Source organism: Stenotrophomonas sp. GSD10 (genome assembly GCF_056172695.1).
Window position 1 is genome coordinate 3097413 of the sequence record NZ_JAOCMC010000002.1, and the last position, 25900, is coordinate 3123312.

The window sequence follows — 25900 nt, forward strand, 5'->3', positions numbered from 1 at the left end:
GGCATGTTTGGATCAGGCGTCGGCAAGCACGCCGGGCTGGGCCTGGCCTTCGCGCACGAACGGGAACTTGACCACGCGCACCGGCACCTGCCGGCCACGGATGTCGACGGTGACCTCACCCAGTTCGCCGGCCGGCACGCGGGCGAAGGCGATGCCCTTGGCCAGCGTCGGCGAGAAGGTGCCGGACAGGATCTCGCCCTGGCCACCGGCAGTGGTCACCGCCTGGCCGTGGCGCAGCACGCCCTTCTCGTCCATCACCAGGCCGATCATCTGGCGCGCGTTGCCGGCGGCCTTCTGCGCTTCCAGCACATCGCGGCCGATGAAGTCGCGGCCTTCGTCCAGCGACACGGTCCAGGCCAGCGCCGCTTCGTACGGGCTGATCTCCTCGTCCATGTCCTGGCCGTAGAGGTTCATGCCGGCTTCCAGGCGCAGGGTGTCGCGCGCGCCGAGGCCGGCCGGCTTCACGCCCGCCGCCAGCAGGCGGTTCCAGAACGCGACCACCGCGTCCTGCGGCAGCAGGATCTCGAAGCCGTCCTCACCGGTGTAGCCGGTGCGGGCCACGAACAGTTCAACGCCATCGTCGGACTGCGCCTGCAGGGCGGCGAAACGGCCCAGCTTGGCCAGCGCTTCGCGGTCGGCGTCGCGCGCCAGGCCGATCACGCTCTGCCGTGCCTGCGGGCCCTGCACGGCGAGGATGGCCAGGTCCGGGCGCTGCTCGACGCTGACGCCGAACGGTGCCGCCTGCTCGCGCAGCCAGGCCAGGTCCTTCTCGCGGGTGGAGGCGTTGACCACCATGCGGAAGAAGTCATCGCCCAGGTAGTAGACGATCAGGTCGTCGATGACGCCACCGCGCGGATTCAGCATGCACGAGTACAGCGCCTTGCCCGGCACCTTCAGCTTGTCGATCGAGTTGGCCAGCAGGCGGCGCAGGAACGGCTTGACCTGATCGCCGCGCAGGTCGACCACGGTCATGTGGCTGACGTCGAACACACCGGCTTCGCGACGCACCAGATGATGCTCATCAAGCTGCGAACCGTAGTGGATGGGCATGTCCCACCCCCGAAATCAACCATCTTGGCGCCGAGGGCGCGGTGGGTATCGTTGAGCAGCGTCTTCTGGGTCATGACCGGGTCCGGCAGCAGAGGAAACAAGAACCCCCATTATCCCAGATCGGTCGGCGGCAGGTGTGCCGCAGCGCAGCGGCGGAGCGGTAGCGCCGAGCCCACGCTCGGCGCCCACACGAAGAGCAGCCGAGCATGGGCTCGGCGCTACACGGGGCGGTCTGCCGCCTCGACCACCAGCGTGCTGCCCTGCACCGCCACCACTCGTACCAGGCTGCCGGCCTGCAGTTCCGGGCCACTGACCTGCCAGTACGCGTCATCGATGCTGACCTTGCCCTGCCCGCCGGCAATGCCCTGCTGCAACGGCACCACGCGCCCGACCAGCTGTTCGGCGCGGCGGTTGAGCAGGGGCTGGTCGCTGGGCCGCGCCCGTGATCTGCCCCAGCGCCGGTAACACTGGATCGACACCACGCTCAGCACCACGAAGGCCACCACCTGCCACAACAACGGAATGCCGCTGAACACGACCACCAGCACGAACACGGCGGCCGCGCCGATGCCGATCCACAGCATGAACGCGCCCGGCGCCAGCGCCTCGGCGGCGAACAGCAGCAAGGCCAATGCGCCCCAGCCCACGACGTCCCAGCGCATGTCAGCCTCCAATCGGCGGCGGTCGCTTGCCCGCGGCCTTGTTGTTCTGTTCGCCCAGGGCCTGCTTGGCCAGTTCGGCCACGCCGGCGATCGAGCCGATCACACCGCTGGCTTCCATCGGCATCAACACCAGCTTCTGGTTCGGCGAGCTGGCCAGCTCCTTGAACGCTTCCACGTACTTCTGCGCGATGAAGTAATTGATCGCCTGCACGTCGCCGTCGGCAATCGCCGCCGAGACCACCTGGGTGGCCTTGGCTTCTGCTTCGGCCAACCGCTCGCGCGCCTCGGCGTCGCGGAATGCAGCCTCGCGGCGGCCTTCGGCTTCCAGCACGGTGGCCTGCTTCTCGCCATCGGCGCGCAGGATCTCCGACTGTCGCGAACCCTCGGCTTCCAGGATCTGCGCGCGCTTCTCGCGCTCGGCCTTCATCTGCCGCGCCATCGCGTCGAGCAGATCGCGCGGCGGCTGGATGTCGCGGATCTCGATGCGGTTGACCTTCACGCCCCACGGATTGGTGGCGTGGTCGACCACACTCAGCAGCTGGGCATTGATCACCTCGCGCTGGCTGAGCGATTCATCCAGGTCCATCGAACCGATCACGGTACGGATGTTGGTCTGCACCAGGGCGATCATCGCCACTTCCAGGTTGGCCACCTCGTAGGCCGCCTTGGCCGCGTCCAGCACCTGGAAGAACACCACCCCGTCCACGCGCACGGCGGCGTTGTCCTTGGTGATCACTTCCTGGCTGGGCACATCCAGCACCTGCTCCATCATGTTCACCTTGCGGCCTACCCCGTAGACGATCGGGATCAGGAAGTGCAGGCCGGGGGTCATGGTGTGGGTGTAACGACCGAACCGTTCGACGGTCCATTCGTAGCCCTGCGGCACCATCCGCACCGCCTTGAACAGGATCACCACGGCCACGAAGGCCAGTACCACGGTAAAGAACATGGTCGGGAACATCGCGCTTTCCTTATCTATGACGTCCGGGCCCCAGCATAGCGCGTGAATGCGGCGTGCACACGGCGCTACCAGCGCACCCGGCCGCGCAGGATGTCGGCGAACATCACCCAGTCACCGACGAATGAGTACAGCGGATGCCGGAAGGTGGCCGGGCGGTTCTTCTCGAAAAAGAAATGGCCGACCCAGGCAAAGCCGTAGCCGCACAGCAGGGCGAGCAGCAGCAGCATCGGCTGACCGCGCAGGAGAGCGGCGGCGACCAGCAGCAGCACCATGCAGCTGCCGATGAAGTGCAACCGGCGCGAAACCGGATGGCGGTGTTCGCTGAGATAGAACGGATAGAACTCGCGGAAGCTGGCGAAGCGCGACATCGGCATGCTCCGGGGCCATGGTCAGGCCCATCATGCGCCTTTCGCGGGCCCTGCGCTGCCGGTGTACATGGAACCGTCGAGCAAGCTCGACGCTACCTGGGCTCGTCAGCCTGCTCTTGTAGAGCCGAGCTTGCTCGGCTGCGGCAGGAACCGTCGAGCACGCTCGACGCTACGGTGCGGCGGCGCGCGGGCCGAACATGATCACCGCCATGCCGGCCAGGCACAGCGCGGTGCCGACCAGGTCCCAGCGGCTGGGGCGGATGCCATCGACCAGCCACAACCAGAACAGCGCAGTGCCGATGTAGACGCCACCGTAGGCCGCATAGACCCGGCCGCTGGCGGTCGGGTGCAGGGTCAGCAGCCAGGCGAACAGGGCCAGGCTGGCCGCCGCCGGCAGCAGCAGCCAGGCGCTGCCGCCCTTGCGCAGCCACAGCCACGGCAGATAGCAGCCGACGATCTCGGCCAGCGCGGTCAGCAGGAACAGGCCGAGCGTCTTCACGCCTTTTCCGCTGCCTTGGCGTGCTGCCACAGCGCTTCCTGCGCATCCAGATCCAGTGCGGCCAACGTTCCGCCCTGCACTGCGGCCTGCGCCTCCATCGCGCGGAAGCGGCGCTCGAACTTGTGGTTGGCCCCGCGCAGCGCGGCACCCAGGTCGATGTCAGCATGCCGGGCCAGGTTGGCGCAGACGAACAGCAGGTCACCCAGCTCTTCCTGCAGGCGCGCCTTGTTGCCGGCGATGTCGCCGCGCTCGAATTCCTCGCGCAGCTCCTGCAGCTCCTCGGCCGCCTTGTCCAGCACCGGCAGCGGGCCCGGCCAGTCGAAGCCGACCTTGGCCGCGCGCGACTGCAGCTTCACCGCGCGCTGCCATTCCGGCAGGCCACGCGAGATGCCAGCCAGCGCGGAGGTGTCCTGCTCGCCCTTGGCCGCACGCTCGGCACGCTTGATCGCCTCCCAGTTGCGCATCACCCCGTCGGCATCGTCGACGCTGACGTCGGCGAACACGTGCGGGTGGCGGCGCTGCATCTTGTCGCTGATCGCGCGCGCCACCTCGGCGAAGGCGAAGGCGCCCTGCTCCTCGGCCATGCGTGCATGGAACACCACCTGCAGCAGCAGGTCGCCCAGTTCGTCGCAGAGATCGTCGAGGTCGCCACGGTCGATCGCATCGGCGACCTCGTAGGCTTCCTCGATGGTGTACGGGGCAATGGTCGCGAAGTTCTGTTCCAGGTCCCACGGGCAGCCGCCCTGCGGGTCGCGCAGGCGCGCCATGATCGCCAGCAGGCGCTCCAGTTCGTGAGTGGCAGCGCTGCCGGGGGTGGGGGTGTCGTGCGCACTCATGCGGCCTCCAGGATCAGTCGGACAGCCAGTCCCGCCATGGCAGGCTGGTGTCACCAAGGGCAATGAAATCGCCGTTCAACAGGGTTTCGCGGCGGTTGTAGCGGAACGGCTTGCCGGTCGCCGCCGACAGCACCGCGCCACCGGCGGCGTGCAGCACGCACTGGCCGGCCGCGGTATCCCACTCGGAGGTCGGGCCGAGCCGTGGGTAGACATCCAGGCCGCCTTCGGCGATCCGGCAGAATTTCAGCGATGAGCCCTGGGCGACGGTCTCGATGCGGCCCATGCGCGCCAGCAGCGCCTCGGTCTGCGGCGAGCGGTGCGAGCGGCTGGCGGCAACCCGCAGCGGAGCGGTGGCCGGTGTGCGGGTGCGCAGCACGGTGTCGTGCAGGCCCTGGCGGCGATAGGCCAGCTCGCCGCGCATGGCGTGCCAGACGATGCCGGTGACCGGCGCCAGCACCACGCCGAAAGCCGGTGCGCCCTGGTAGATCAGGGCGATGTTGACGCTGAATTCGCCGTTGCGCTTGACGAACTCGCGGGTGCCGTCGAGCGGGTCGACCAGCCAGTACGCGCCCCAGTGGCGGCGCTGCTCCCAGCCCACCTGCAGCGACTCCTCGGACAGGATCGGCAGGTCCGGGGTCAACTGGCGCAGGCCCTGCTCGATGACCTGGTTGGCGGCCAGGTCGGCGGCGGTGACCGGGCTGTCGTCGGCCTTGACCTGCACCTCGAAACCATCGGCATACACCTGCATGATGGCCTGCCCGGCCTGCTGGGCGATGGCGATGGCGGTCTCGCGCAGGTCCGTGGTCAGCTTGATCATCGGCTTCCCTGCAGCCACTGGCGGGCGATGAACAGCGCCGCCAGCGAGCGTCCCTCGGAGAAGTCCTCGCGCAGCATCAACTGGTCCAGCTCGGCCAGCTTCCACGGCACCACTTCCAGTTCCTCCGGTTCGTCGCCGGCCAGCTTTTCCGGGTACAGATCGCGGGCCACCACCAGCCACGACTGGTGGCTCATGTAGGTCGGGGCCAGGGTCATCGCGCGCAGCACGTCGACCCGACGCGCACCATAACCGGCCTCCTCTTTCAGTTCGCGATCGGCGGCCTGCTCGGGGCTCTCGCCGGCGTCGATCCGGCCCTTGACCAGGCCCAGCTCGTAGCGGTGCATGCCCGCTGCGTATTCACGCACCAGCAGCACGGTCTGGTCGTCGAGCATCGGCACCACCACCACCGCGCCATGGCCGCGGCTGACCAGGCGCTCGAAGCGCCGGCGTTCCCCATTGGAGAACTCCAGGTCCAGGTGCTGGCGCTGGAAGGGGCCGTTCTCCTCGTCGGTGATCCGATGGATGATCGGCAGGCGACGGCCGCCACGGTCATCGTTCATGCGGAATCTCCGCGGCGGCCGGCGCACGCGCCGGGGCCGATAGAATGTGCAGGCAGCAACATGTTCATGAGCCCGAAATGCTAGCAGACCCAACCCCTCCCCGCTGGCCCAGCACTGGCGGCAACGCGACCTGCAGGTGCTGTGGCACCCGTGCACGCAGATGCGCGAGCACCCGCACACCCTGCCGCTGGTGCCGATCGCCCGTGGCGAAGGCGCATGGCTGATCGACCACGATGGCAACCGCTACCTGGATGCGGTCAGCAGCTGGTGGACCAATCTGTTCGGCCACGCTGAACCGCGCATCGGCGGCGCCATCGCCGCCCAGGCCGGGCAGCTGGAACAGGTGATGCTGGCCGGCTTCGGCCACGAGCCGGCGATCACCCTGGCCGAGCGCCTGCTGGCGCTGGCGCCGCGCCAGCCCGGCCGCGCGCCGCTGGCCAAGGTGTTCTACGCCGACAACGGTTCGGCCGGTGTGGAAGTGGCATTGAAGATGGCCTTCCAGTATTTCCAGAACCGTGGCGAGTCACGGCGCACCCGCTTCGTCGCGCTGGAGAACGGCTACCACGGCGAGACCCTCGGCGCGCTGGCGATGGCCGACATCCCGCTGTACCGGCGCGTATATGCCCCGCTGCTGGCCGAGGGCCTGTTCGCCCCCTCACCCGACGCTTACCTGGCCGAGCCGGGCCAGAGTGCCGCCGACCGTGCGCGGCAGGCCGCCGATGGCCTGGCCACGCTGTTCGACCAACATCCGGGTGAGATCTGTGCGGTGATCCTGGAGCCGCGCCTGCAATGCGCCGGTGGCATGCGCATGCACGACCCGGTGTACCTGCAGCGGGTGCGCGAGCTGTGCGATGCCCATGGCGCGTTCATGATCGCCGACGAGATCGCCACCGGGTTCGGCCGCACCGGCACCCTGTTCGCCTGCGAGCAGGCCGGGGTGATGCCGGACCTGTTGTGCCTGTCCAAGGGCCTGACCGGCGGCTTCCTGCCGCTGGCCGCGGTGCTGGCCACGCAGGCGCTGTACGACGCCTTCCTTGACGATTCACGCGAGCGCGCCTTCCTGCATTCGCACAGCTACACCGGCAACCCGCTGGCCTGCGCCGCTGCGCTGGCGACGCTGGACATCTTCCGCGATGACGATGTGATTGCCCGCAACCGCGGCATCGCCTCGGTGATGGGCACGCTGGCCGCGCCGTTCAACGATCACCCGCACGTGGCCGACGTGCGCCAGGCCGGGATGGTGGTGGCCTTCGAACTGTCGCGCGACGGCAACAGGCGCACGCCGTTCGACCCGGCGCTACGGCTGGGCCTGCACGCCTACAAGGCCGCGTTGAAGCGCGGCGTGGTGCTGCGCCCGCTGGGCGACGTACTGTACTGGATGCCACCCTACTGTGTGGATGACGAACAACTGGAGCTGCTGGCACATACCACGCTGGCCGCCATTGACGAGGCCATTGCATGCGCGTGACCCGCTGCCCCATCGATCTGCCGCTGCACAGCGGCCAGACCCTGACCCTGCCCGAAGAAACCGCCAACCACCTGGTCCGCGTGATGCGTCTGCGCGAAGGTGACAGCTGCGTGCTGTTCAACGGCGATGGCCACGACTACAGCGCGACGCTGACCGTGGCCGGCAAGCGCGAGGTGCAGGTGCGCATCGACGCGGTGCAGGCGGTGGACAACGAATCGCCGCTGGCGATCACCCTGCTGCAGGGCATCGCCCGTGGCGAGAAGATGGACCTGATCCTGCAGAAGGCGACCGAACTGGGTGTGGCCGCAATCATTCCGGTCAATGCCGAACGCACCGAGGTGAAGCTCGACGCCGCCCGCGCAGAGAAGCGGGTTGCGCACTGGAACAACGTGGTGACTTCGGCCTGTGGCCAGTCCGGGCGCGCACGCATTCCGCAGGTCGGTTCGCCGCTGTCACTGGCGCAGGCGGCGACAGCGCTGCCGGCCCAGACCCTGCGGCTGACCCTGGACCCGCAGGGCGCGCATCGCCTGTCGACGCTGGATGCGGCGCCGGCCGGTGGCATCGTGATTGCGATTGGCCCGGAAGGCGGCTGGTCACCGCGCGACCGTGACCAGCTGGCGGCGGCGGGGTTCCAGGGGCTGCAGCTGGGCCCGCGCATCCTACGCACGGAAACCGCAGGCTTGGCCGCGATCGCGGCGCTGCAGGCGCGGCTGGGGGATCTGGGGTAACGCTGATTCGTGGTAGTGCCGGCCGCTGGCCGGCATCCACAGGAATACAGGGTTGCCGGCCAGCGGCCGGCACTACCGGTAATCCGGAACGCCTGCGGTAGCGCCGGGCCATGCCCGGCGGAATTGCGATTGGCCCGGAAGGCGGCTGGTCACCGCGCGACCGTGACCAGCTGGCGGCGGCGGGGTTCCAGGGGCTGCAGCTGGGCCCGCGCATCCTGCGCACGGAAACCGCAGGCTTGGCCGCGATCGCGGCGCTGCAGGCGCGGCTGGGGGATCTGGGGTAACGCTGATTCGTGGTAGTGCCGGCTGCTGGCCGGCATCCACAGGAATACAGGGTTGCCGGCCAGCGGCCGGCACTACCGGGAATCCGGAACGCCTCCGGTAGCGCCGGGCCATGCCCGGCGGGTTCCCGATCAGGCGGCCAGCGAATCCAGCGCCGCTTCCAGCGCATCCAGGTTCGGCAGCAGCGCACTCTGCTCGCCCAGCAGCACGCGCATATGCACGATCTGCGGCAGGGTTTCTTCGGAGGCGTCGGCCAGCAGGCCGTCGCGCGGCACCGAGATCAGCTGCGGAAAATTCTGCGTCAGCAGCGCGTAGTACGGGCGCTGTGCGTTGCCGCTCAGGGCCTTGAGCACCACCACCTTGTTGTGACCGGCCACCGCCTCCTCGCCCAGCCCGGACAGGCGCGCGAACGACACCAGTGGCACCTGCCAGCCATGCCAGCCGATCTCGCCAACCAGCCAGCGCGGCGCATCGGCCACTGGCTGCACCGGCACGCGCGACATCATTTCCGCCACCGTGGCATTGGGCAGCAACACGCGTTCATTGCCGGCCTGGATCAGGACGCCGCGGATTTCATCATTGCTGGCATAGCTCACGGTGCTTCTCCGTTGTCGTCTTCCCCGCCCCAGCGCGCAGCAATCGCCTGCGCCAGCGCTTGTGGCTCGCCGGCCACACCGCCGGCGGCGACCACGGCCGTGGCTGCAGCCGGGTCATAGCAGCCTTCGCCCACCTGCCCAGCCACCCACGCACCGGCAGCGGCCAGATCCAGCGCCGGGCCGACATGGCCCAGGTCGGCGCCGCTGAGCAGCACCAGCGCGGTGTGCTCGGCCGGCAGCGCCGCGATCGCGATGCCTTCGGCATCGGACCGGAAATGCAGGCCATCGCTGGCCACGTGTACGCCGATGTCATCGGCCAGAACGTGCACCTCGCCGGGCACGGCGCGCTGGCCCGCTTCAGCCAGCTGCACCGGCAGCGGCGACACCCGCGCCATCTGCTTGACCAGGTTGCCGTAACGGCCCCCATCAAGGCGCATATGCACCAACACCGGCACGCTGAGCGTGGCGGGCAGTGCGCCGAGCAGGCGACGCAGCGCATCGGGGCCACCGATGCCGGCCAGCACCAGCAGCGATGCAGCGCGGGCGCCGACCGGCGCCGCCGCGTCCAGATCGACCAGGCTCAGGTGATCGGTATCGAATGCGGGCGATGCCTGTTCAGCGGCGACTTCGCGGGAACCGTCGGCAGATACGTGGTCGCCCGAGGTGTCCTCGACCAGCGACCACGCGGTGTGGTCGAAGGAAATCGGCGGCGCCATCGGGAGCGCGGGCGTGACCTCCGGCGGCACCGGCAGCGGCGGTGCTTCAGGCAGTTCGGGCAGCACCGGCTGCAGTGCGGACAACGCCTGCTCCAGCGCGATCGGCTCGCGCAGCTGCGCCGGTGGCGAGTACAGGCTGTCCGCAGGCACCTCGTCGGCCCAGCTCACGGCCTGGTCCAGGTGCGGCTGCAGGGCCTCTTCGCGCGGCGCCGGTGCTGGCGCCGGATGACCCGGTTCCAGCTGCAGGCTCGGTTCTTCCTCTGCGCCGGGCGGCAGCACCTGCTGGTGGCCGTGCAGCTTGGCGGCCAGATGGCGACCCCAGCGCTGCGCTTCCCAGCCGTCCCGGCGCGCGGCCAGCTCGGCTTCATCGAACACCAGCGTGAGGTCCGGCGCGGACAACACCGGCTCCAGGCGCTCCAGCGCATCCTCGATGGCGGCCTCCAGGGCGATCACCACGAACTGCGGATGCGCGGCCTGCAGCGCCTGAGGTTCCAGGCCGTTCGGATCGTCTTCCAGCACCAGCTGCACATCGGCGTGCGCCAGCGCCTCACGCAGGCGCTCGCGCGCCGCGCCAGGGCGGGCCAGCAGGGCAACGGCCGGAGCCGGATGGGCTTCACTCACGGACACGGGCGATCCCCAGCAGGTCGTACACGTTACGCATCAGGTCCAACTCCTGGTACGGCTTGCCCAGGTAGCGCTGGACACCAATCTCGAAGGCGCGCTGGCGGTGCTTGTCGCCGCTGCGCGAGGTGATCATCACGATCGGCACGTCCTTGTAGCGCGGATCGGCGCGCATTGCGGTGGCCAGCTCATAGCCATCCATGCGCGGCATCTCGATGTCCAGCAGCATCAGGTCGGGCACGCGCTCTTCCAGCCGTTCCAGCGCTTCCACGCCATCGCGGGCGACGCTGACCTCGAAGTTGTGGCGTTCGAGGATGCGGCCGGTGACCTTGCGCATGGTCAGCGAGTCGTCCACCACCATCACCAGCGGCACCTGGCGCTCCTGGCGCGGCGCGTTGGCCAGCACCGGCAGCGTCGGGTTGGCCAGGAAACGGCGCACCAGCGGCGCGACGTCCAGGATCACCACCACGCGGCCATCGCCGGTGATGGTGGCACCGTAGATGCCCGGTACCGAGGCGATCTGCAGGCCGACCGGCTTGACCACGATTTCGCGGTTGCCGAGCACCTGGTCGATCGCCACCGCAGCGCGCAGGTCACCGGCGCGGACCAGCAGCAGCGGCACCTGGTCCTGGCCATCGGCACGCGCCGGGGCCTGCCCGACCAGGCTGCCGAGGTCGTACAGCGGATAGTCTTCGCCGCTGTAGCGGTAGCTGCTGTCGGCGGCTTCAAAACGCTCGCGCGACAGGCGGCCGATACCACTGACCGAGGCCACCGGCACGGCGAAGGTGGTTTCACCGATCTGCACGAACACCGCCTGGGTGACCGCCAGCGTCTGCGGCAGGCGCAGGGTGAAGCGCACGCCCTGGCCACGCACCGACTGGATGTCGACCGAGCCGCCGAGCTGGCGCACTTCGTTGCGCACCACGTCCATGCCCACGCCGCGGCCGGCCAGCTGGCTGACCTGGTCGGCGGTGCTGAAGCCGGAGGCGAAGATCAGGTTGTCCAGTTCCTGTTCGCTGGGCTGCGCGTCGGCGCCCAGCAGGCCGCGGTCGATGGCGCGGCGGCGGATCGCTTCGCGGTCCAGGCCGGCGCCGTCATCGGCCACTTCCAGCACGATTTCCGAGCCTTCACGATGCAGGCGGATGGCGATCTCGCCTTCCTCCGGCTTGCCGGCGGCACGACGCTGTTCCGGCGCTTCCAGACCGTGCGCCACCGAGTTGCGCAGCATGTGTTCCAGCGGCGCGACCATGCGGTCGAGCACATTGCGGTCCAGCTCGCCGTGGGTGCCTTCCAGGGTCAGGTGCACCTGCTTGCCGGTGTCCATGCCCGACTGGCGGACCACGCGGCGCAGGCGCGGTACCAGGCCATCGAACGGCACCATGCGCGCGCGCATCAGGCCGTCCTGCAGCTCCGAGCTGACCCGCGACTGCTGTTGCAGCAGCGAGTCGTACTGCCGCGACAGATCGTCCAGCACGCCCTGCAGGCCGCCAAGGTCGGCCGCCGATTCGTTCAGCGCGCGGCTGAGCTGCTGCAGGGTGGAGAAGCGGTCCAGCTCCAGCGGATCGAACTTCTGGTCGGCCTGGTCCTGCTCGCGCTGGTAGCGGGCGACGATCTGCGCTTCGGTTTCCAGATCGAGGCGGCGCAGCTGGTCGCGCAGTCGCGCATTGGTGCGTTCCAGCTCGCCCATCGCGCCACGGAAGGCACCCAGCTGCTGTTCCAGGCGCGAGCGGTAGATCGCCACTTCACCGGCATGGTTGACCAGGCGATCAAGCAGGTCGGCGCGCACGCGGACCTGTTCCTGCTGCGGACGCGCGAGCGGATCCTCATCGACCACGCCCTCGACCGGCAGCGGCGCCGACAACGGCGCATCCAGCAGTGCCGGAACGGAGCCTGCGACCGTTGCCGATGCGGTTTCCTCGACGCCGGTCGCGATGGCTGCGCTGGCAGCCGCCGCGGCTGCGGCGATATCGGTAGTGGTGCGGACCTCAAACGCCTCCACCAGGTCCTGCGCCGGCTCCACCACGCGATGGGCGCCGGTACGGGTCAACATCTGGTGCAGACGGTCGAAACCACGTTCCAGCAGCTGCACGTCGCGGCGCTCGATCTCGGTACGGCCGGCGGCCACTGCTTCCAGCAGCGATTCGATGCTGTGGCCCAGATCGCCGATGGCGTTGATGCCGGCCATGCGCGCGCCACCCTTCAGGGTGTGCAGGTCGCGCTGCAGCCCTGCCAGCGCCTCCCGGTCCTGCGGTGCGTCGCGCAGTTCGCTGATCAGGCCATCGCAGTGGTCAAGCAGATCCTTGCCTTCCTCGACGAAGATGTCGACCAGTTCGCGGTCGTACACGCTGAAGTCGAGTGCATCGGCGCTGTCGTCCAGCGCCGGGGCGGCCGAGGCGGTGATGGCCGCTGCGTCGATCGCGGCGGCGTCAGCAGACGGCAGGACCGGCACCACGGCCTCAGCGGCGGGTGCATCAGCCGCCGGATGCGGCTGGCCTGGGGCCTCTTCCAGTTCGAAGAAGCGCACCGGCGCGAGGGTGTCCTGCGGTGCGTCTGCGGCGCTGTCTTCATCCACCGTCGCCGGGGACGGCTGGTCGGCGCTCTCTCCTTCACCGACCGCCGCCTCCCCGCCGACGTCCGCATCCTCGGCAAAGGCATCTGCCTCGCCCGGCGCGAGTTCGCTGGCCTGCAGGCCGAGCACGGGCCATTGCCCGTCGTCGGCCAGGGGCTGTTCTTCGTCGATCACGTGCAGGCCGGCCTCGAGCGCGGCTTCCAGCGAGACCGGTTCGGCAAACCCCGGCGCAGCCATTTCATCCTGCAGGCTCGACAGCTCGCTGTCGAGTGGCAGTGCAGCAGCGTCGTCGTGGCCTTCGTCGTCGGCAACCTCAACGTCGCTGGGCAAACGCCTATTCAGGCCAATTGCGTCAACTTCGTCGACCGCGACAGGCTCGTCCACATCGCGGTCATCCACCGGCAGCGCGCTGGCATCGAGGTACAGCGAGAGGTCATCGATCACGGTCAGGTCGGCCGCGTCGACCAGCGACGCCGCGGGCGCTGCTTCCAGCACGTCTTCGGCGATGCCGGCATCGCTGCCCTGCACCTGCAGTGGATCGATCTCAATCGATTCATCGACGGCCGCCGAAGGTTCGCCCTCGGCAGGCACCGACGGCCATCCAGCGTCGAAGTAGCGCGAGAGATCATCGCTGCCGGTCAGTTCGACGACCTGCAGATCGCCCTCCTCGACCGGCGCGGTGGTCTGCTCCGGCGAAGCGTCGGCTGCAACCGGTTCCAGTTCCGGTTCCCGTTCCGGCGCGGCCTGCGCATCGACGTCGGCGTCCGCGTCCAGCGCCAGATCGCCCTCGTCCTCTTCCAACCCGGCCATCGGCCAACGCGCTTCGGGCAGCTCGCCGGCCAGCGCCAGCAGGCGCTGCACCAACGCCGGCTGCGGCGCGATGCGCGGCTGCTCGGCCTGCAGCGCCTCCATGGTGGCGGTGATCGCCTGCGCGGTGGCGTCCAAGGCGGACACGCCCTCGTCTCCGGGCACCACGTCTGCGGCCAAGGCACGCTTGATGTACGACTCGGCACCGCCGGTAACCGCGGTGATTTCCGGCACTTCGGTCATCGCGAAGGCGCCGTTCATGGTGTGCACCGCACGCAGCAGTGCATCGCTGACCGGCTGCGGCGCGTGCTGGGCCGAGCGCAGCCAGTTCAGCAGCGTCGTCTGGTGCACCTCGACTTCGGCTTCGAGGATCTCGCGCAGCACGCTGTCGATATTGGCCGGCGTCCCCGCCGCTTCCAGCGCCGGGTCCAGCTGCGATCCGGGCTGCGTCGAAGCGATGGCTTCGGCCTCGAGCAGGCGGCTGATCTCGTCCTCGCCCGCTACCTCGGTCTCGACCTTCGGTGCGACAGGCGCGGCCGCAACCGGCAGCGGCACATAGAAGGTTTCCTCACCGGCGCCCACGCGGTCGGCAATGGCCTGCATCGCCTGCAGGTCGACGCTGATGCGCTGGCCATGGCGCAACGCGGCGTTCAGCTGCGGCAGCGCGGCATGGGCATGATCGACCATCGCCAGCACCGCCGGCGAGGCTGGACGCGTACCCTCGAGCACGCGGTTGAGCATGCTCTCGATCTTCCAGGCGAACTCGCCCAGGGTGCGTGCGCCCACCAGGCGGCCACTGCCCTTGAGGGTGTGGAAAATGCGCCGGATCGGACGCAGCCGGTCGGTGTTGTCCGGCTGCATGCGCCACGCCGGCAACAGCGCGCCGAGGTTGGCCAGCTCATCATCGAACTCTTCAAGGAACACCTCACGGATGTCCTCGTCGATGTTTTCGGCATCGTCATCGAAACCGGCCTCGAAGCCGGCTTCGGTGGCGGCGCCGGCTCCGGCATCGGCCGGTACAGCCGCCGCCTGCGGGTCGAAGTCGGCCGCAGCCGCGCTCAGCTCGGCGAAGAACTGGGCGTCGGCTTCGCTGAAATCAATCGGGGCGATGGTGTCGATGTCGATCACCGACACCGCCGGTGCCGGCACCTCGTCGGCAGCGGCATCGGCTACCGCCGCCAGGGGCACGTCGTCGACCGGCGCGGCGGCTTCGGCATCGACCTGCTGCAGCGGCACATGCAGATCGGTGTCGTCCTCCAGCGCCAGCGTCTCCATCGCATGCAGCGACAGCACGTCGTCGGCATTGTCCAGCGCGTCGGCGTCGAAGCGGAACACCACCTCATCGGTCGCGGCAGCCGCGTCGTGCTCGGCCATCACCGGGTCGAACACGGGTGCGGCATCGATCGCGGCGACACTGGCTGCCGGTGCGGCAACCGCGTCGTCCGCCTCCGGCGTGGAGACCTCGTCCTGCACCGGCAGCGGCGCTTCGGACAGCGTCCACTGAGGCGCGGCGTCCTGCCCGGCGTCGGCCAGCTCGAAGCTGACCGGATCAAAGCTGGCGAAGGTCGGGCTGCGTTCGTCGGAAGACGGCGCGAGCGGTTCGGCATCCGGGTAGAACGGCGCCAGGTCCCATTGCGGTACCTCCGGTGCGGGCGCGCTGGAGGCGGCAAACACCAGCGGCGACTCGGCATCGGTCGTGGACGCCGTCGCGATGGCCGCGGCAACGGACTGGCCGGCGGCATCGAACATCAGCGGGCTACCCGCCACCACCGGCGGCGGATCGAAGGTGAAGTCCGGCAGCGGCAGCGGCACCGCGCCTGGGGAGGGAGCAGCCTGCTGAACGGGGATATCAACGTGCTCCGGCTGCAACGCGTTGTCGTGCAGGTCGATCGGCTCGCGCTCGACCGCCTGCAGCGCGGCGGCCGCCGGTGCGCCGTCTGTGCGCTCGGGCAGTGGCCAGTAGCGCAGTGCTTCCAGGCTGCTGCGGGTGATTTCAAGAATGTCCTCGCGGCCCGGCCGACGGTCACGCAGGGCTTCGAGGTAGTACTCCAGGCTGGCCATGGCGTCGGCCAGCGTGTCCAGCTGGCGGCCACTGGGCACGCGCTGGCGGCCGATCAGTTCGGCCTCGATGTACTGCTGCACGCCGCGCAGGTAGTCGGCGGCGGTGCCCAGGTCGAGCATGCGCAGCGCACCGGCGACATCGCCGAGCAGGCGCGGCACGTCCTGCAGTTCGGCATGATTCCAGCTGGTTTCGATGAAGGCGACGAAGTGTTCGCGTGCCGCGGCGAAGTTGGCGATGGCTTCATGGGCCAGCACCTCTACCGTGCGCCGGTTTTCCACCGCGCTCGGGTCGTCCTCACCACTGCCACCGGCGCCCAGGTGGGCGACCTGGTCATCCAGCGACGCATCGACGTAGAGCAACGCGCCGGCGATATCCAGCAGCAGGTTCTCGTCGATCTGCTGGCGGCCCTCGACCACGCCACGCAGCGCGTCGCGCTGCTGCACGACCACGCCGCGGGCCACGCCCAGGCCCATCATGCCCAGCGTATCGGCCACCGCGCCCAGCTCGTTGGCCTGGGTCTGCAGCTGTTCCGGCGCACCGCCGGTACGCAGGTGCAGGTCCAGCGCATCCTTGATGCGCAGCAGTTCTTCCTTCACCGCGCTGCCCACGGTATCGAGCAGCTCGCGGTTGCGGCCACTCAGGCTGCCACGGGCATGGTCCAGCTCGGCTTCGGTGGCGGTGATGCTGTCCGGCGCGAAGGCCAGCAGCACGCTGTCATGCACGCCCTCTTCGCCGCGCGCGGCGCGGATCTCGTTGAGCAGCGGCATCAGCACGATCGGAATATCGCGGTGACCGTTCTGCAGGCGCTCCAGGTAGTCGGGCAGCAGCACGCTGCCGCGCATCAGGGTCGCGCACGCTTCATCGCGATCGGACACATGGCCGCCGCCGATGGCGTTGGCCAGCTGCTCCAGCTCTTCGGCCACCATCGCCGGGGCATACAGCTCGACCATGCGCAGGGTGCCCTGCACCTGGTGCAGGTAGCCGGCGCAGATGCGCATACGGCTGGCATCGGTCGGGTCTTCCGCGTAGTACTCGACCTCGTTGCGCACCTGGCGCAGGGTCTCGTCCAGCTCGGGCTTGACCCAGCCCAGCGCTGCGTGGCTCATCGCATCGCGCAGACTGCTCATGGACGCGCTCCGTTCGCCGCCGCGCGGAGGCCGCGCGAATTCTGGCGTGGGGAATGGAAATGCTTCATCGAGGGATTCCTTGCTCGCCGCCCTGCCCGCGTCACGCCGGCAGCTTGAAGTCGGCGACCGAACGGCGCAGGTCCGCCGCCAGCTGCGCGAGGTGGCCGATCGACTCTGCGGTCTGCCCGGCACCCTGCGAGGTCTGGCCGGTGATCTGCCGGATCACGCCCATGGTGCGGGTGATGTCCGACGCGGCGGCCGACTGCTGCTGGGCGGCGATGGAGATGTTCTTGATGAGGGTGTTCAGGGCGTTGGACACGCGCTCGATCTCGGTCAGCGCGGTGCCGGCGTCCTCGGCCAGGCGCGCACCGGACACCACTTCGGCAGTGGTCTGCTCCATCGAGGTGACCGCTTCGTTGGTGTCGGCCTGAATGGCCTGCACCAGGTTCTCGATGCGCCGGGTCGCACCCGAGGTACGTTCTGCCAGGCGCTGCACTTCGTCGGCCACGACCGCGAAACCGCGGCCGGCTTCACCGGCCGAGGCCGCCTGCACGGCAGCGTTCAACGCCAGGATGTTGGTCTGCTCGGAAATGTCGTTGATCAGTTCCACGATCGAGCCGATTTCCTGCGACGACTCGCCCAGGCGCTTGATGCGCTTGGAGGTTTCCTGGATCTGGTCGCGGATCTGGTCCATGCCCTGGATGGTCTCGCGCACCACGCCGGCACCCTCGGCGGCGATCACCACCGAGCGCTGTGCCACGTCGGCCGACTCGGCCGAGTTGCGCGACACCTGTTCGATGCTCGCGGCGATTTCGCCGATGCGGTCCGAGGCCGAGGTGATCTGGTTGGCCTGGTGGCCGGCAGCCTCTGCCAGCTGCATGGCCGTGGCCTGGGTTTCCTGGGTGGACACGGCGACCTTGGCCGAGGTGTCGTTGATGGTGGTCACCAGGTGACGCAGCTCATCGACGGCGTAGTTGATCGCGTCGGCGATGGCGCCGGTCATGTCCTCGGTCACCGAGGCCTTGACGGTCAGGTCACCCTCACCCAGCGAGGAGATTTCGTCCAGCAGCCGCATGATCGCCTGCTGGTTGCGGCTGTTGAACTCCACCTGGGTCTGGTAGCGCAGTTCCTGCTCGCGTGAGCGGCTGCGCACGTTGGTGGAGACGAAGCCGATGATCGCGATCAGCGACAGCGCACCGGACACCACGCCGATCCAGAAGTTCGGGAACAGGCGGGTGTCGGACACCGAGCCGAACGAGGAGAAGGCATCGAACAGCTTGCGGCTGTCATCGAGCATGTGCGCCGAGCCCTGGCCCAGCGCGGTGGCCGCCGACTGCGCCGCAAACAGCTGGCGCGAGCTGGCCAGGATCGCATCGGCGTCCTGCTTCATCGCTTCCCACTTCTGCTGCGACTGCTCCAGCGCGGCCACGGCGGCGGCACCGCGCACGGCGGTGATGCCCAGTTCCTCATTGCCGTTGCGCAGGCCATCGAGCACCTGCGAGAACACGGTGATATCACGCGCCAGTGCATCACCGGAGGTCGCCGCGGCGCTGCCGCCGGCACGCATTTCGGTCACGCGGCGGGCCATCGAACCGGCCACCACCACCTGCTGCAGTGCGCTGTACACCTGCGCCGACGGCGCACCGGAGGCGGACATCGCGCGCACCAGCTCGTTCAGCTGCGCCTGCAGGCCCGGCACCGCGCCGGTGAAGTTGTTGGCGTTGCCGGCCAGGGCCAGCACCGCCGGCTCGCTGGCCACCAGCTGGCCGGCCTGCTTGCCCAGCGGCGCCCAGGTTTCGCCCAGTTTTGCGATGGCCCCGGACACGCCCGGTTCCTTGCCGTAACGGCCCTGCAGCGTCGACACATTCTGTTCGATCGCGTTGCGGGTGGCCTTGAAAGCGGTAAAGGCCTGGGCGTTGCCGCCGACGGCATCACGGCCCTGGTTGGCCAGCTGTTGCGACAGCACCTGCAGATCGGCGGCCTTGGAGCCGGCGTCGGCCAGGCGGCTGCCCTGCCAGGTGGCGACGCCGGTGTTGACGCCGAACAGGATCATCGATGCCAGCAGCAGGAACAACCAGAGGTTGCTGCCGCCCAGCCGCAGCTTGCCGGTCTTGGTGGCGTCCGAAGCAGTACTCATCGTTCAACCTCGATCTTCAATGCAGGGGGCGATGCCCGGCCTCAGGCCGCGGCTTGCCGGAATTCAGGGGTGCGCGACAGCAGCGAGAGCGAGAACACGCCCCAGTCATGGCCGTCGGCATGGAAGGCACGATCGACGAAGTGGCCATAGCGCCCTTCGGCCAGCGTGCCGGCCGCGATCTGCTGGTCCTGTTCGAAGCTGCGCTGGCCGAACAGTTCGTCGATGGTCAGTGCAACGTCGCCACCGGCCTGGCGCATGATCAGCACGCGCTGGCCTTCCTGCTGCACGGTGCGCGTGCCTTCCAGGAAGTACTTCAGGTCCACCACCGGGAACAGGTTGCCGCGCAGGTTGCCCACGCCCAGCAGCCAGGGCTGGGCACAGGGCACCGCGGTGACCGGCGGCATCGGCACGATCTCCACCACTTCGCGGAAATCGGACACCAGCCGGCGCTGGCCGACGCGGTAGCCCACGCCACGCCACAGGTCCTGGGCGAACTGGCGTTCGGGCAGCTGCACCGCATGGGCCAGGCTGCGCCGTTCGTAGGCTTCCAGGATGTCGAAGGGCGAGCGCATCAGGTCACCAGTTCATTGATCCGCGCGATCAGTTCATCCTCGCGCGGCGGCTTGACGATGTAATCGGCCGCGCCCTGGCGCAGCCCCCAGGCCTTGTCGGTCTCCATCGCCTTGGTGCTGACGATGATCACCGGGATGTGCTTGATCGCCGCGTCACGGGCCATCGCCCGCGTCGCCTGGAAACCACTCATGCCGGGCAGCACCACGTCCATCAGCACCAGCTGCGGCACCTGGTCACGCACCAGCTGCAGGCCGTCCTCGGCGTTGTCCGCTTCCAGCACTTCGTGGCCGGCACGGCGCAGCCATTGGCTGAACACCGCGCGGTCGGTCGGTGAATCCTCGATCAGGACGATACGAGCCATTGTGCCTTTCCCCCTGGTCAGGCGTTGACGTATGTGCGGATGGCACCCAGCAGTTCTTCGCGCGTGAAAGGCTTGGTCAGGTACTGCTCCGAGCCGACGATGCGTCCCCGCGCCTTGTCGAACAGACCATCCTTGGACGACAGCATGATCACCGGGGTCGCCTTGAACAGCTGGTTGCCCTTGATCAGCGCGCAGGTCTGATACCCGTCCAGGCGCGGCATCATGATGTCGACGAAGATGATCTGCGGTTGCTGGTCTGCGATCTTCGCAAGCGCCTCGAAGCCGTCGGTGGCGGTGACCACCTCGCAGCCTTCGCGCTTGAGCAGCGTTTCCGCAGTCCTGCGGATGGTCTTCGAATCATCGATGACCATCACCCGGAGTCCTGCGAGTTCCCCGCCCGCAGTCGTGTTTTCAGTCATTGCCTATCCCCAAGCGAACGGCCCGATCTTTGGCGGGGGCCGCTACGAAAGCGTATCTATATCGCACTTTCCGCGCCCGCTTCAAGGCCGCCCCACCACGCGGGGCGTGGCGCCCTGCTGAACGTGACCGGGTTCGCAATGACTGCGCTGCCGCCAGGCGGACGCTGCGTTGCGGTGCGGCAGGCAGGCACGCGGGCGGCGTTGCCGCTACCATCAACGCCTTGCCTGACAGGTGCGCCCATGCCGTTGAACGTCATCGTGGTGATGGACCCCATCGCCCACATCAAGATCGCCAAGGACACCACCTTCGCCATGCTGCTGGAAGCCCAGCGCCGCGGCCATGCCCTGCACTACGTGCGGCCGGGCGGACTGGCCCTGGAAGGCGGCGTGGCGGTGGCCCAGACCGCGCCGTTGCAGGTGCGCGACGACCCGGCCGGCTGGTATGAGCTGGGCGCATTCAGCCGTACCGAATTCGGCCCGGGCCAGATCGTGCTGATGCGCAAGGATCCGCCGGTCGACGCCGAGTACGTCTACGACACCCAGGTGCTGGACGTGGCCGCCGCCGCCGGCGCCTGCGTGGTCAACAACCCGCAGGGCCTGCGCGACTACAACGAGAAGCTGGCCGCCCTGCTGTTCCCGCAGTGCTGCCCGCCGACCCTGGTCAGCCGCGACGCCAAGGCGCTGAAGGCCTTCGCCCTGGAACACGGCCAGGCCGTGCTGAAGCCGCTGGATGGCATGGGCGGGCGCTCGATCTTCCGCAGCGGCCAGGGCGATCCGAACCTGAACGTGATCCTGGAAACGCTGACCGACGGCGGCCGCAAGCTGGCGCTGGCCCAGAAGTTCATTCCCGACATCACGGCCGGCGACAAGCGCATCCTGCTGGTCGACGGCGAGCCCGTCGACTACTGCCTGGCGCGCATCCCACAGGGTGACGAGTTCCGCGGCAACCTGGCCGCCGGCGGCCGCGGCGAAGGCCGCCCGCTGAGCGAGCGCGACCGCTGGATCGCCGCCCAGGTCGGCCCGGAGATGAAGCGCCGCGGCATGCGTTTCGTCGGCCTGGACGTGATCGGCGATTACCTGACCGAGGTCAACGTGACCAGCCCGACCTGCGTGCGCGAGCTGGATGCACAGTACGGACTGAACATCGCCGGCACCCTGTTCGACGCACTCGAGGCCGGCCTGCGCTGATGCACGCCGCGTCTGCCGTCCTGCCCCCGCCGCCACGCGAAGCGCAGCGGCTGGGGGCGACCATCGCACTGTCGGTGCTGGTCCACGCACTGCTGATCCTGGGCGTGGGATTTGCAGTGAAGGGCGATGCGCCGCTGGTGCCGACGCTGGAGGTGATCTTCAGCCAGACCCGCACCGCGCTGACCCCAAAGCAGGCCGATTTCCTGGCCGCGGCCAACCAGGAGGGCGGTGGTGAGCACGACCGCGCGCAGCGACCGCGTGACAACCAGGCCGGCATCGTGCCGCAGGCGCAGGCGGGTCTGAGCCCGGTACCGCAGCAGCAACAGGCGGCCGCGCCCGTCCCGCCGCCGCAGGCCCGCGTGGTCAGCAGCCGCAATGGCGAGGAAACGGTGGCCCAGGCCCAGGCCCGGCCGACACCTGACCAGCCCGAACCGGATGCGCCCCTGACCGCGCGCGAGCAACGCGATGCGGAGATGGCACGGCTGGCGGCCGAGGTGCATCTGCGCTCGGCACAGTACGCCAAGCGCCCGAACCGCAAGTTCGTGTCGGCCAGCACGCGCGAATATGCGTATGCCAATTACCTGCGGGCGTGGGTGGATCGTGCCGAGCGGGTGGGCAACCTGAACTATCCGGACGAGGCGCGGCAACGCCGACTGGGTGGCCAGGTGGTGATCAGCGTGGGCGTGCGCCGCGATGGCAGCGTGGAGAGCAGCCGCATCCTGCGTTCAAGCGGGACGCCGTTGCTGGATGAAGCGGCACTGCGGGTGGTGAAGCTGGCGCAGCCGTTCCCGCCGTTGCCGAAGACCGAAGATGCGATCGACATCCTGCAGGTCACACGCACCTGGGTATTCCTGCCCGGCGGCGAACTGCGCGACGACCGGTAGGGGTTTGTTGCCCGGGCCTGCGGCCCGGGACCCGCTGCGAAGCCAGAGCAACGGCAACAGCCAAAGCAGCGGTCGGGATGTTGGGCTTGGCGGGGCGGTGTGGGCTTGCAGGACACGCCGTAAACCCATCCATGGGGGCTCGATGGCGCCATCCATGGCGCCAACGGTCCTGCAAGCCCACACCGCCCCACCTCTGACAGCTCGCGGCGCCTCATTGCTGTTGGTAGGTGTCGACCTTGGTCGACACATCCACGCCATGCGTGGATGCGAGCGAAGCGATCGGCTTTGACTTTGACTTTGACTTTTCTTTTTTGATTTTCCGTGGCGGACACGCACGGAAACTGTCAGAGGTCGGGCGGGGTGGGTTCGCGGGGGTGTCCGCGAACCCACCCCGCCCGGCCAAGCGCGCAGCCCTTCAGTCGAGCAAGCTCGACTCTACGCAGTCGCCGTCACGAGGGGCTCAGCCGTTGGCCTTCGCCTTGGCCTCGCGCGCCGCCTGCTGCTCGACCAGGGTCAGCGCCACGTTGTCGCGCAGATAGGCCGGCTCGACCCTCTCTGGTGCAATGGCCTCGCCACGCGCGAACGCCGGCACCGCCAGCGCCAGCACGTCCGATGCCCGCGGCAACGCCGTAGCGTCGAAACCGCGCAGGCCATCACCCAACTGCGCCACCAGCGCGCCATCGGCCGCACCAAAGCCGGTGCCGACGCCATAGGCCGAAAGGCCATCGGGCAGCGCCACCGCCGCCGGTGCACACACGCGCTCGGCATCGCGCGCCACCGGCAGGCCCGCCACGCGCTCGAAGCGCGCCACGTAGAGTTCGCCCATCCGCGCATCGATCGCCGACAGGATCTGTGTTTGTTCGGCCGGCGCACGCAACGCCAGCACCTGCAGCGTCGAGACCGGCAGCAGCGGGCGGTCCAGCGCCAGTGCGATGCCCTGCGCAATGGCGATGGCCAGGCGCACGCCGGTGAAAGCGCCCGGACCACGGCTGAGCGCGATGCCATCAAGCTGGCGGCGGCTGATGCCGGCCTCGGCCAGCAGCGCCTCGGCCCACGGCAGGCTCAGCTCGGCGTGCCGACGCGGCGCGATCTCGAAGCGTTCCAGTACCTGCCCATCGACATGCAGGGCAACGGAACAGGCTTCGGTGGCGGTTTCAAAGGCGAGCAGTTTCATCGGATCAGGTCAGAACAGGGGGAACGTGGCACCGGGCGCCGGGTCCGCCGCAGGGGCGGCCGGTACGGCATCATCGGCCACGGGGGCCCATTGTGGCGCAAAGAAGGCCTGCACATCGGCCAGGGCACGGGTGCGGCGGAACGGCGGCAGCGAATCGAGGAAGACCCGGCCGTAGCCGCGGTTGAGCAGGCGCGGGTCGCACAGCACCAGCACGCCGCGGTCGCTCTCGCTGCGGATCAGGCGACCGACGCCCTGTTTCAGCGCGATCACCGCCTGCGGCAGCTGTTCGTCGCGGAACGGATTGCCACCCTGGCTGCGGATCGCCTCCAGCCGCGCCTCGTACACCGGGTCGTCCGGTGCGGCGAAGGGCAGCTTGTCGATCATCACCACACTCAGCGCCTCGCCGACCACATCCACGCCCTCGCGGAAACTGGCCGAGCCCAGCAGCACGCCATTGCCCGATTCGCGGAAGCGCTGCAGCAGGGTGGCGCGCGGCGCCTCGCCCTGCACGAACAGCGGCCAGGGTCCGTCACGCAACGCTTCTGCCGCTTCGCGCAGCGCACGGTGCGAGGCGAACAGCAGGAACGCCCTGCCCTGCGATGCCTGCAGGACCGGCCGCAACGTCTGGATCAGCGCGGTACCGAAGCCGCGTGCGGCCGGATCGGGCAGGCCCTCGGGCAGGTAACACAACGCCTGCTCGGGCCAGTTGAACGGGCTGGGCTGGACAAGCGTGTGCGGATCGTCCAGGCCCAGTCGCGTGGCGATGTGATCGAAACCACCGCCGACGGTCAGCGTTGCCGAGGTGAAGATCCACGCCGCGCGGCTGCGTTCGCGGTGTTCGCGCAACGGGCCGGACACATCCATCGGCGTGCGCTGGCAGCGGAAACCACGCGGCGTCAGCTCGTACCAGAGCACATCGGCCGCACCTGACACTTCGGTGGGATCGGTGTCGAAATCCAGTGTGGGCTCGTCATCGCCCAGCCATCGGCTCAATCGTGAAACCGCTTCGCGCGCACGCGCATGGCAGGCATCGAGGCCTGCAGCCGCTTCGCGCAGCGGTTGCAGCGCCTGTTCCAGCGTCACCAGGCCGGCCATCACCGTATCGAAGCCCTCGCGCACCTGCGGCATCGCCAGCGCACGCCATTGCGTGCCGCGCGGCGGCAGGCCCTCCATCGCCGAACGCAATGCAAGCAGCGCCTGCTGCAGCTGATCGACCGGCGCCTGCAGGGCCGACTGCGCGCCGCCCACGCCGCGTGCCTCGGCCAGGCAGTCGCGACCCAGTTCCTGCCAGGGCCGCATGCCGAAGCCCTCGCCGAAGAACTGCGCGGCCAGCTCCGGCAACTGGTGCGCCTCGTCGATGACGAAGGCCTGCGCGCCCGGCAGCAGCTCGCCGAAACCGTCCTGCTTCAACGCCAGGTCGGCCAGCAGCAGGTGATGGTTGACCACCACCACGTCGGCGGCCTGCGCACGTTGGCGGGCGCGCACCACGAAGCAGTCGTCCCAGAACGGGCAGTCGGTGCCCAGGCAGTTGTCGACGGTGGAGGTGACCATCGGCAGCAGCGGCGAATCATCGGCCAGCCCGTCCAGCTCGGCGATGTCGCCAAACTCCGAACGACCGGACCAGGCCAGGATGCGCTGGAACTGCGCGGCCTGTTCGGGGCTGGAAAAGCGCGGTTCGCCGCGTGCCTGCTGCAGACGATAGCGGCACAGGTAGTTCGCGCGCCCCTTCAGCAACGCACTGCGCAGGCCGACCCCCAGTGCCTGCCGCACACGCGGCAGATCGCGGTGGTAGAGCTGGTCCTGCAGCGCGCGGGTGCCGGTGGAGATGATGGTGCGCAGGCCGGACAACAGCACCGGCACCAGATAGGCAAAGGTCTTGCCGGTGCCGGTACCGGCCTCGGCCAAAAGCAGATCGCGCTGCTGCAGCGCATCGGCGATGGCTTCGGTGAGGCGCAGCTGGGCCGGGCGCGGAACGAACGCGTCCAGGTGCGAGGCGAGCGCGCCGCCGTCGCTGAGGGCTTCGCGGCTGGCATGGACAAGGTCGGACATCAGAGAGAAAGGATACCCGGCCGGGCGCTGCCCGGCACCCGTTTCAAGCCGGAGCCAGAGCACCAGCAACGGCAACGGCGGTCATGGCTCTGGGTTGCACTGAGGGCTGGCAGGGGACTGTGGGTTTGCGGGGACGCCGTAAACCCGTCCCTGAGGGCTTGGCCGCGGCATCCATGCCGCGGACACCCCGCAAACCCACAGTCCCCTGCCTTCGACAGTTTCCCGGTGACGGAGGGACGCGCTTCGTAGCGTCGAGCCTGCTTTACCGGCAGCTCGGAAGCGGTGGAAGGAACGGGAAAAGAAGATGGATTACTGCGAGCGCGCGCAGCGCGCGACCCGCCTTTGTTTTTGATTTTGTTCTTGCCTGCGGCCCGCGCGATGTATGG

The 25900-nt window shown here is 68.9% G+C and carries 20 protein-coding genes and 2 pseudogenes; 5 read left to right on the top strand and 17 right to left on the bottom strand.

Annotated features, from left to right (window positions below; genetic code table 11):
• Positions 1–12: 12 nt before the first annotated feature.
• The 8 genes and pseudogenes from gcvT to nudE form a co-directional block, all read right to left on the bottom strand.
• Positions 13–1124: pseudogene (gene gcvT, locus N4G47_RS14610) on the bottom strand (glycine cleavage system aminomethyltransferase GcvT).
• A 144-nt stretch (positions 1125–1268) separates the two neighbouring features.
• The gene (locus N4G47_RS14615; protein ID WP_475288047.1) at positions 1269–1712 is read right to left on the bottom strand and encodes an NfeD family protein; all 444 of its coding nucleotides are present in this window, start codon (positions 1710–1712) and stop codon (positions 1269–1271) included.
• 1 nt (position 1713) lies between these two features.
• A complete protein-coding gene (locus N4G47_RS14620; protein ID WP_475288049.1) occupies positions 1714–2673 on the bottom strand; it encodes an SPFH domain-containing protein in 960 nt (319 codons plus the stop codon).
• 65 nt (positions 2674–2738) lie between these two features.
• Positions 2739–3041, bottom strand: coding sequence for an Mpo1-like protein (locus tag N4G47_RS14625; protein WP_475288053.1), 303 nt, complete (start codon positions 3039–3041; stop codon positions 2739–2741).
• Positions 3042–3210: 169 nt separating this feature from the next.
• The gene (locus N4G47_RS14630; RefSeq protein ID WP_475288055.1) at positions 3211–3540 is read right to left on the bottom strand and encodes a YnfA family protein; all 330 of its coding nucleotides are present in this window, start codon (positions 3538–3540) and stop codon (positions 3211–3213) included.
• A complete protein-coding gene (mazG, locus tag N4G47_RS14635; protein WP_475288059.1) occupies positions 3537–4376 on the bottom strand; it encodes a nucleoside triphosphate pyrophosphohydrolase in 840 nt (279 codons plus the stop codon). The genes N4G47_RS14630 and mazG overlap by 4 nt, the downstream gene beginning before the upstream one ends.
• Before the next feature lie 13 nt (positions 4377–4389).
• Positions 4390–5193: a 3'(2'),5'-bisphosphate nucleotidase CysQ gene (cysQ, locus tag N4G47_RS14640; protein WP_475288062.1), complete on the bottom strand. Its 804-nt coding sequence runs from the start codon at positions 5191–5193 to the stop codon at positions 4390–4392.
• Positions 5190–5753: an ADP compounds hydrolase NudE gene (gene nudE / locus N4G47_RS14645; RefSeq protein WP_107231815.1), complete on the bottom strand. Its 564-nt coding sequence runs from the start codon at positions 5751–5753 to the stop codon at positions 5190–5192. The genes cysQ and nudE overlap by 4 nt, the downstream gene beginning before the upstream one ends.
• Before the next feature lie 77 nt (positions 5754–5830).
• Here nudE and bioA point away from each other — a divergent pair.
• The 3 genes and pseudogenes from bioA to N4G47_RS14660 all read left to right on the top strand — a co-directional run bounded on the left by bioA (position 5831) and on the right by N4G47_RS14660 (position 8233).
• Positions 5831–7221 (top strand): annotated as a pseudogene (gene bioA / locus N4G47_RS14650) (adenosylmethionine--8-amino-7-oxononanoate transaminase).
• Positions 7212–7949, top strand: coding sequence for a 16S rRNA (uracil(1498)-N(3))-methyltransferase (locus N4G47_RS14655; protein ID WP_475288067.1), 738 nt, complete (start codon positions 7212–7214; stop codon positions 7947–7949). The pseudogene bioA and the gene N4G47_RS14655 overlap by 10 nt, the downstream one beginning before the upstream one ends.
• Before the next feature lie 110 nt (positions 7950–8059).
• Positions 8060–8233 (top strand): RsmE family RNA methyltransferase, encoded by a 174-nt coding sequence (locus tag N4G47_RS14660; protein WP_475288071.1) that lies wholly within the window; start codon positions 8060–8062, stop codon positions 8231–8233.
• Positions 8234–8362: 129 nt separating this feature from the next.
• Here the strand turns inward: N4G47_RS14660 and N4G47_RS14665 are convergent, their stop codons facing one another.
• The 7 genes from N4G47_RS14665 to pilG all read right to left on the bottom strand — a co-directional run bounded on the left by N4G47_RS14665 (position 8363) and on the right by pilG (position 20219).
• Positions 8363–8827 (bottom strand): chemotaxis protein CheW, encoded by a 465-nt coding sequence (locus N4G47_RS14665; protein WP_428702463.1) that lies wholly within the window; start codon positions 8825–8827, stop codon positions 8363–8365.
• Positions 8824–10170, bottom strand: a complete 1347-nt coding sequence (locus N4G47_RS14670; protein ID WP_475288077.1) for a chemotaxis protein CheB — start codon at positions 10168–10170, stop codon at positions 8824–8826. The genes N4G47_RS14665 and N4G47_RS14670 overlap by 4 nt, the downstream gene beginning before the upstream one ends.
• Complete coding sequence (locus tag N4G47_RS14675) at positions 10157–16729, bottom strand: Hpt domain-containing protein (protein WP_475288081.1); 6573 nt, start codon at positions 16727–16729, stop codon at positions 10157–10159. The genes N4G47_RS14670 and N4G47_RS14675 overlap by 14 nt, the downstream gene beginning before the upstream one ends.
• 100 nt (positions 16730–16829) lie before the next feature.
• Positions 16830–18866 (bottom strand): methyl-accepting chemotaxis protein, encoded by a 2037-nt coding sequence (locus N4G47_RS14680; RefSeq protein WP_107231809.1) that lies wholly within the window; start codon positions 18864–18866, stop codon positions 16830–16832.
• 41 nt (positions 18867–18907) lie between these two features.
• Complete coding sequence (locus N4G47_RS14685) at positions 18908–19438, bottom strand: chemotaxis protein CheW (protein WP_107231808.1); 531 nt, start codon at positions 19436–19438, stop codon at positions 18908–18910.
• Positions 19438–19800, bottom strand: coding sequence for a response regulator (locus tag N4G47_RS14690; RefSeq protein ID WP_057498588.1), 363 nt, complete (start codon positions 19798–19800; stop codon positions 19438–19440). The genes N4G47_RS14685 and N4G47_RS14690 overlap by 1 nt, the downstream gene beginning before the upstream one ends.
• 17 nt (positions 19801–19817) lie before the next feature.
• Positions 19818–20219 (bottom strand): twitching motility response regulator PilG, encoded by a 402-nt coding sequence (gene pilG, locus N4G47_RS14695; RefSeq protein WP_005418455.1) that lies wholly within the window; start codon positions 20217–20219, stop codon positions 19818–19820.
• A gap of 240 nt (positions 20220–20459) precedes the next feature.
• Here pilG and gshB point away from each other — a divergent pair, with 240 nt between their 5' ends.
• Together gshB and N4G47_RS14705 are read left to right on the top strand one after the other, a co-directional pair.
• Complete coding sequence (gshB, locus tag N4G47_RS14700; RefSeq protein ID WP_475288084.1) at positions 20460–21407, top strand: glutathione synthase; 948 nt, start codon at positions 20460–20462, stop codon at positions 21405–21407.
• On the top strand, positions 21407–22291 hold the full coding sequence (locus N4G47_RS14705) for an energy transducer TonB family protein (protein ID WP_309334347.1): 885 nt from the start codon (positions 21407–21409) through the stop codon (positions 22289–22291). Before gshB ends, N4G47_RS14705 begins: the two co-directional genes overlap by 1 nt.
• A 460-nt stretch (positions 22292–22751) precedes the next feature.
• On the opposite strand, the gene tsaB is transcribed toward N4G47_RS14705, so the two are convergent.
• Entirely contained in the window at positions 22752–23465 is a 714-nt protein-coding gene (gene tsaB, locus N4G47_RS14710; protein ID WP_475288086.1) for a tRNA (adenosine(37)-N6)-threonylcarbamoyltransferase complex dimerization subunit type 1 TsaB, read from the bottom strand.
• Between the two features lie 9 nt (positions 23466–23474).
• Entirely contained in the window at positions 23475–25514 is a 2040-nt protein-coding gene (locus tag N4G47_RS14715; protein ID WP_475288088.1) for an ATP-dependent DNA helicase, read from the bottom strand.
• Between the last annotated feature and the right edge of the window lie 386 nt (positions 25515–25900).